This is a genomic window from Myxacorys sp., from assembly GCF_059501405.1.
The window spans coordinates 1-7,339 of record NZ_JCACCM010000178.1; the positions used below are offsets into that span (position 1 = coordinate 1).

The 7,339-nt window shown below is 47.5% G+C and carries 6 protein-coding genes; 3 read left to right on the top strand and 3 right to left on the bottom strand.

The annotated features are described in order from the left end of the window. Window positions 1-13 precede the first annotated feature (13 nt). On the top strand, window positions 14-427 hold the full coding sequence (locus AC5I6P_RS25280) for a hypothetical protein (RefSeq protein WP_495696541.1): 414 nt from the start codon (window positions 14-16) through the stop codon (window positions 425-427). 48 nt (window positions 428-475) lie between these two features. After that, window positions 476-1,069 carry an SMI1/KNR4 family protein gene (locus AC5I6P_RS25285; RefSeq protein ID WP_495696542.1) on the top strand — a complete coding sequence of 198 codons (594 nt, stop codon included), beginning with the start codon at window positions 476-478 and terminating at the stop codon, window positions 1,067-1,069. 37 nt (window positions 1,070-1,106) lie between these two features. Here the strand turns inward: AC5I6P_RS25285 and dnaG are convergent, their stop codons facing one another. Then, a complete protein-coding gene (dnaG, locus tag AC5I6P_RS25290; RefSeq protein ID WP_495696543.1) occupies window positions 1,107-3,014 on the bottom strand; it encodes a DNA primase in 1,908 nt (635 codons plus the stop codon). A gap of 216 nt (window positions 3,015-3,230) precedes the next feature. Then, window positions 3,231-4,223 (bottom strand): GDSL-type esterase/lipase family protein, encoded by a 993-nt coding sequence (locus AC5I6P_RS25295; RefSeq protein WP_495696544.1) that lies wholly within the window; start codon window positions 4,221-4,223, stop codon window positions 3,231-3,233. Between the two features lie 310 nt (window positions 4,224-4,533). On the opposite strand from AC5I6P_RS25295, the gene AC5I6P_RS25300 reads away from it, so the two are divergent. After that, entirely contained in the window at window positions 4,534-4,896 is a 363-nt protein-coding gene (locus AC5I6P_RS25300) for a hypothetical protein (RefSeq protein WP_495696545.1), read from the top strand. A gap of 42 nt (window positions 4,897-4,938) precedes the next feature. Here the strand turns inward: AC5I6P_RS25300 and AC5I6P_RS25305 are convergent, their stop codons facing one another. Further along, complete coding sequence (locus AC5I6P_RS25305) at window positions 4,939-7,002, bottom strand: CHASE2 domain-containing protein (RefSeq protein ID WP_495696546.1); 2,064 nt, start codon at window positions 7,000-7,002, stop codon at window positions 4,939-4,941. Window positions 7,003-7,339: the final 337 nt, after the last annotated feature.

Sequence of the window (7,339 nt, forward strand, 5' to 3'; positions counted from 1 at the left end):
TTGATCATGCATTATGGCTCTACTATACGTCCTAACCTGGATTAGTAGGGCTATAGCGATCACTTCGGCTATGGTTGGATCCTTTTCTGGCTCTTCAAATGCAGGCAGATTTGCAATTAGTGAGGTTAAACTAATGACGCAAAACTCAAACCATAGTTCAAAAGAAAATGAAATTATATTGCCTGATAATGTGCTGAAGAAGATAGAGGAGATGGAAAGAAAAGCTCAGCAAGACCAAGCTGATGCGTTCGCGAGAGAGATGGCGCAGAGAACACCAAAACAGAGACAAGAAATGGAGGAAGAAAGAAAGAGGTTGGAGGAGATTGAATTTGCTCCAGAAACGAAAACGGAAGAAGAACTTAAGCGAGAAGATGAGAGAGCCATAAGGATATTTGACGAATTGAAAGCAAAAAGAAAGACAGAGTGAAGCCTATCCGTTAGTCAAAATCTCTTTCCTTGAAAACTTAGATAGCTTATGTATACATGGCGTCCAGAGAAGATTGAGCAAACACAAAAAATATTAAAAGCTCAAAACACTCAACTAGGGTTCAAATTCAATTCTCCTGCTACTCAGGATGAAATTCGGCGCTGTGAAGAAGAGCTTGGATTCGTCCTGCCTAATAGCTACAAAGAATTTTTGAAATTTAGTAACGGAGCGCATCTTTTTTGCAGCGACCAGCCGAGATTTGAGAATATTCAGAGTACGACATCTTGGTGGGCTGATAGCGGAATTCTGATTCAAAGTACAAGTGCTCTTGTTCCATTTAATCAAGAGCAAGATGTAGTTTATGTCGAGGATGATGGTGAGAAAAAATATATTGCTTTCTGTTATTTAGGCTATATAGGTACAGGCGATTTTTGCAGTTTTGATATCACAAGTTCTGTTGATTCAGAGTACAAAGTACTCGATAGTGAACATGATTGTTTGTTTGAAGAGTGGCAAGCAGAACACGTTATTGCCAACTCTTTTGAAGACTGGCTCATCAAAATTTTTGATGAAGTGATTCAAAACAACAATCGTCCAGAATACTGGATGCCATATCACCTTTGCAAGGATGATACCTTGTAACTCAATTAAACTGTACTGTGACTAAGCAGTTTTGCAATTAGAGGGACTGCTCCAGAGGAACTTTTACGAGATCAGTAAAATTGGTGCGACGCTGACGATCGAGTTCTTTGAGTCGCTGTTCTTCTGCCTGCATCTTCTGAACATAGTACTGTCCTAACTCCGGAGTTGCGACGCAATCGGTGACTTTCCAGAGATCTAGAAAATGGCGTCGGCGCTTGTCGCACATGACTTGCTCCATGCCTGCGAGGGCGGAGCGAATCACTAAGGGCGATCGCAGAACATCCAGTTGCGTTTTTTCGTCTAGCTCAAACAGCGCATACACTTGATTCATTTCGCGGGGAAACTCGGTGCAGCGATCGCGCAGTTGTTCCATTAGATCAGAGGGATTCTGGTCTTTCTGAATCTCTTGAATTTGTCGCCACAAGAAGCGATGATGCGACAGGCTAAAGTCTAAGTCCTGAGCCTCCAACGCTTCGGTAATGAGGTGGCGATGCTCTGGTGACTGAAGATAAATTCGCAGCAGTTGAGATTCGCATTCTTCAAGCAGCGTGCGATCGCCAGGAGTTTGCCATTTTTGCGATCGTCCGTGCCAGCGTTGACCACGCACTTGCAGCCGCAAGTTCTCCTCAATTTGCGGCATGAGACGGCTGTTATTTTGGCTCAACAATTCCGCAGCGTGCTGAATGTAATGCGTCCGCAAGTTAGGATTTGGCAAATTTCCCAGCAACGACACGATTTCTACAGCGGCTTGCTCAAAGTGATTCGGCTGCTTCAGGTCTTTGTGCAGCAAGACTTGCTGGATTTGCCAGTCAATCCAAAGCGGAGCCTGATCGAGCAAGGATTGATAGTCTTTGGAGGGATGAGACTTGAGAAAGTCGTCTGGATCTTTGCCGTTAGGAATATTGAGAACATGAAGCCGGACTTCCCCTTGATAGGCAAGTGCAGCGACTTCTCCGATCGCGCGTTCTGCGGCTTGGACTCCAGCGCGATCGGCGTCAAAGTTAAAAATCACGCGCTTTGATTCGCTGAAGCGCAAAAGCTGCCGGACTTGGGCAATGCTGAGCGCCGTTCCCAATGACGCAACCGCGTTAGCGATTCCGGCGGCGTGAAGAGCAATCACGTCAAAGTAGCCTTCGACGACCACAGCTTGGTCTTGTTTTGCGATCGCAGCGCGCGCTTTATCTAACCCAAATAAGGTTTTTCCTTTATCAAATAGCTCAGTTTCGGGAGAATTCAAATATTTCGGCTGTTCGTCGCTCAAGGTTCGACCGCCAAATCCAATCACCCGTCCTTGCAAATCGTGGATCGGAATCATTAAGCGATCGCGGAACCTGTCGTAGTAGCCATCGCCTGTCTTGCGCGGCACCACCAATCCTGCTTTCTCCACCAACGCCACCGGATATTTTTTCTGCTCAACCAGATAGTCGTGCAGCGTTTCCCATCCGCCCGGAGCGTAGCCCAACCCAAACTGCCCGATCGTTGCTGGACTGAGTTTACGGTCTTCCCGCAAATAGGTAAGTGCGGCACGTCCTTGAGATTGATGCAGCGCATGCTCGTAGAATTTGGCTGCGATCGCCAGAATTTCATAAAGCTGCTCACGAACCGATATTTGTCGCTGGAGTTCTTGTCGTTCTTCGACTTGAAGCGTTTGAACCGAAACTTGATACTTTTTGGCTAACTCTAAAACCACCTCGCTAAAGTTGCGCTTACCGAGTTCCATTAAGAACTTGATGGCATTTCCGCCTGCTCCGCAGCTAAAGCAGTAGTAGAACTGCTTACTAGGACTGACGCTAAAGCTGGGAGACTTGTCATCGTGGAATGGACACAAACCAGTGAAGTCTTTCCCTTGCTTCTTCAGCACAACATGCTCAGAGACGACATCGACAATATCGGCTCGTTGTTTGACTTGCTCGATCGTATCTGGATGCAAGCGAGGAACGTTCATGGTAGGGATGAAGAATGAGGGAGGAGGGATGAACTTAGACCTCTAGCGTTAGAATTCAGTACATTTATACTTTATCTAATAGTCTAGCTCTAGAGTACAAGATACATGATCATCTCCAAGAGACGCTACAAATAGAGAAAACATTTTTATTTAGCAATGTTAGACGCTATTGGTAGCAGCTCTTAGAAGTGACACCATCCTCATCCTGAATTCTTCTTAAGTGCCTCGCGCAAGCCGCAGTTCTGCGCGTTGTACCACTGATTGCCACCGCTCGTAGCCTTGAGCGCTGAGGTGAATTCCATCTACGGTGTAGGCTGGCATCAACTCGCCATCTTGCGCCACAAACTGAGAATACAAATCTAAATAAGTCGCTCCTTCTCGCTGTGCGATCGCGGCGATCTGCCGATTGATCACCGGAATTCGAGCGTTTTGGATCATCGGCGATCGCGTTGGCAAAATGGACTGCACAATCAGTTGAGCGTGAGGATGCTCGGTTCGCAGCCGTCGCACAATGGTTTGTAGATTCCACACAATTTCTGTATCGGTGGCTCCCAACTTCAGGTCATTGACGCCCGCCATCAGATAAATCAGCTTAGGACGAGCTTTCCCAAAAGCAGACAATCGCGCCAGTATGTTGCGAGTCGTATCGCCAGAAATGCCTTGGTTTAACCAAAGTTGATCACTTGGCAAGCGATCGCTCGGAAACCATAAACTGAGTGAATCACCCAGCAACACCGACAAATCGCGACTCGATTGCCGAGCAGACACAGCTTTTGCTTCTAAAGCCAGGAGGTCACGCCATTGCTTGTAGGTTGGCTGCTGCGAGGTTTGCTGCCACGCGTTACTAAAACTATCGATCGGCAGCCGGGTGTAAAGCTTCCCCTCACGAAGAGCGGCGAGACGTTGAGCATAGAGTTGACCACCCGATCGCGGCGTCGCCCGATTGGCGCAGGGCGCTACTCCACAGGAACCGCGCTGAGGCGAGATGAACGCTGGGCGAGAAAATTCAGGACGCTGACCGTTTCGTTCGGGATGAGCAACGGCAGGAAGCACTTTTAGAGAGTTTTGATTGACTTGCTCGGTGGGATTAGCGCTTCGCGCAACTTTAGAGGAACCACGGCTCAAGCCTTTGACATGGTGAGCAATTTGAGCAAGTGAATTAGAAACAACGTTAAAGTCAGGCTGGGCAATGAATGGGGGAGGAAACATGGGGGACGATGTTCGTACTTAAAGGAAGAGGACAAACGGCGCGTTGCTGAAATGGAGTTGTATTCTTTAACAGAACAAATCGCTTTCTATCAGGAAAATTTCGGAGACCCACAACAGAATATCTGGTTTTTTGAAAACCGCACGCAAATCTTCTAGGAGGAGCGTGTAAAGCTTTAGTACAAGCGGTTTCAGTTTACGAGACGACCACCAATCCCGAAAAACGATCATGTTGTTCTGGTTGGCTTAGGACGGTTAGGGCAACGGATTGCTCTCTTACTGCAAGACCTCAAGCAGCCGTTTGTTGACATTCATGAAACAGCACCCGCTCTGGGATCTCCTCATATGCCGTTGCTCGTCGGCAATCTCAAAACCGCCTTGGGTAAAGGTGAGCGATCGCTTAGTCGTAATTGCGCCAATTGAAGGACTCAAACGCATTGAGCAGGGAGTGTTAGCACCGCGATCGCACAGGGTGCAGCTCAAAAACGCAATGTCTCACGATGCGACGTTTGATGGAGCCGCTGAGATCGTACGGATATCAGGCTGCGACATCAGCACTGCTAGAGGATTGATGGCTGCATTACCTGCCCAGTTGCCATTTCCATTGTATTTACATCAAGCAAAACGATTGGTTCGGAAGTTAAGTAAAGTGCAAGTTGCAGCACGGTTGATATGATGTATACACAATCAGGTAATACATAAGTAAATAGATATGCAATTAGATAATAGATTCAATAGATTTCATTGTTTGTAATGGCAGCGCAAATGAAAATTTAGTTCCCCCTCCAATCTTGCTTTGAACCTGAATCTCGCTGCCCATCAACTTTATAAACTGACGACTGATCGCTAATCCTAATCCCGTTCCTTGTCTCGATTTACGCCCTGACTCTGTCTGCACAAACGCCTGAAAAAGCTGCTCTAATTCATCTGGGGCAATACCTGCTCCAGTGTCTTCAACTTCAAAATGCAACTGCTCAGAATTTTTTTGAGCCGCAGGACGGGAAAAAACTCGTAGCGTAATCCGTCCACTATCGGTAAATTTAATTGCATTGTTTAGCAAATTGATCAAAACCTGACGCAGCTTTTGCCCATCCGTTTGAATAGTTTTTGGCAGATCGGGAGCATAAATGCAGCAAAATTCAAGCCCTTTTGCCACGGCTTGAGGGCGAAACATGAGTTGCAGCGCTTCTAATTCAGCCCACAACGATACAGCTTGTAGTTCAGGTTCTACAACTTCTGCCTCTAGTCTAGCTAACTCCAGAACGCTGTTAATTAAATTCAACAAGTGTTGTACGCTGCGATCGATAGTCGATAGTCGTTCTCGATGTTTTGGATTGAGTGATTTATCGTAGGCAATCAGTTCGCTACTGCTATAAATGATAGATAGTGGCGTTCGTAGTTCGTGATTAATATTGGCAAGAAAAGTAGTCTTCGCTCGATTGGCCGCTTCTGCTTCTTGCCTTGCTCTTTCCAACACTAAGTTTTGCTGAATCAGTTCATGGGTGCGTTCCTGAACTTTAAGTTCTAGTGTTTTTGCATAGTCACTTAATGCTTGATTAGACTGCTGCAACTGTTTCCACATCAGCAGTCCTCGACTGGCTAATCCAGCCCCGCCCAACGCTGCGATCGCTGAAGCGGTCGGAAGCCACCAGCCTCCTAGAAACAGAATATACACTCCCCCAAATAATCCAACTACCGTCACAGGAATCGCAACCATGCCTGAACGAGGCGATCGCAGCAGTCCGCCCAGCCCAGTGCCGACACACGACCATAGAAAAATCCAACTCCATTCAAGCGGTTCAGAAAGGCCTCTTAGCAAAGGCCCTCCATCGAGAGCAGCGCTGACTAACTGGTTGGCAAGACTCGCTTGCAGTTCTACACCCGATGATTGAGTTTCAACACTCGTGGTATGGGAGGTATAAAACCGACCTCCCAAACTGGCAGCGGTTGCCCCGACAAAAACAATCCGCCCTGCGATTAAATTGGCAGGAATTTTATCCTGCAAAACATCCGTTAGCGAAATTCTAGAGAACTCTAGATGCTCTCGACGAACGTTCGTCAAAATCTGATAGCCGCCAATATCGGCTCGCACATACCCCCCTTCGTGGTTTTCTAATGCTACGAGTTGTGTTTTGCCAAGCCGAATGCGCGTCCCATCCGGATCAATTCTTTCTGGTTCAATCTGCTTCGACGCTAAGTAGATCAAGGCAAGTTTCGTTCCCAACGTCAGAATTGTTTTGGTCTGCTTTCCAGACGAGCTACTGATGCGCATTGAGATTAGCCCGCGTCGAATCCTGCCATCGATATCGGGGACTAAATCACTAGCAGCAACCTGATCGCGATCGCGCAAAATCGGCGGGGCTGCGATCGCCGAGTCATTGGGCGCACTCAGCACTTTCTCCACCCCAATTAAGTTTGGAGTCGTAGCAAAAACATCTAACAGTGCCTGATGCCCTGGTTCGACCGGCAGATCGCGATAGAGATTTAAACCAATAACGCTTGGGCGGTGCTGCTTGAGCTTTTGCAGCAGCGTTGCTAATGTCTCATCCGAAATCGCAGAACGACGCAATCGAGCAATATCTTGCTCATCAATTGTGACCAGCACAACCCGACGGTCAATCGGTGCAGCTGGGCGCAGCCGAATCCAGTGATCGAAGGTTGTTAGCTCCAGCAGTTGAAATGCTCCTGTCAATTGCAGTGCGATCGCCGTTGCCGAAGAGCCGATCGCCATTGCACCGAAGCAACGCCACTGAACAAATTTCTCTCCCAACCTTCGCCACATAGAGATGCTGATAAGGGTGCTCGGCAGCGTGAATATCTGTCGCAACGCTCCAAAGGTTCGGAGCTACGCCGTGCGCTAATCCATTCAAAAACTTTAGAGCTAGGCACTCAGTTTGTCTACCTGCAAAAAAACTTCTACTGTCAACCGAAATTACCGCAGTTTCCATACCACGATTTGGCATTGGTATAGAGCTAGCGATCGTCGTTGATTGGGATTAGGTTCCCCATATCTCAGCGCCCATAGCTCTATGTGTATCGAGACGTATCAAGCCAATCTGCTTGGGGGTCGTGTTCTAGACATGGGGATTCATCAGTCAAACCGCCCGTCCAAATTCATA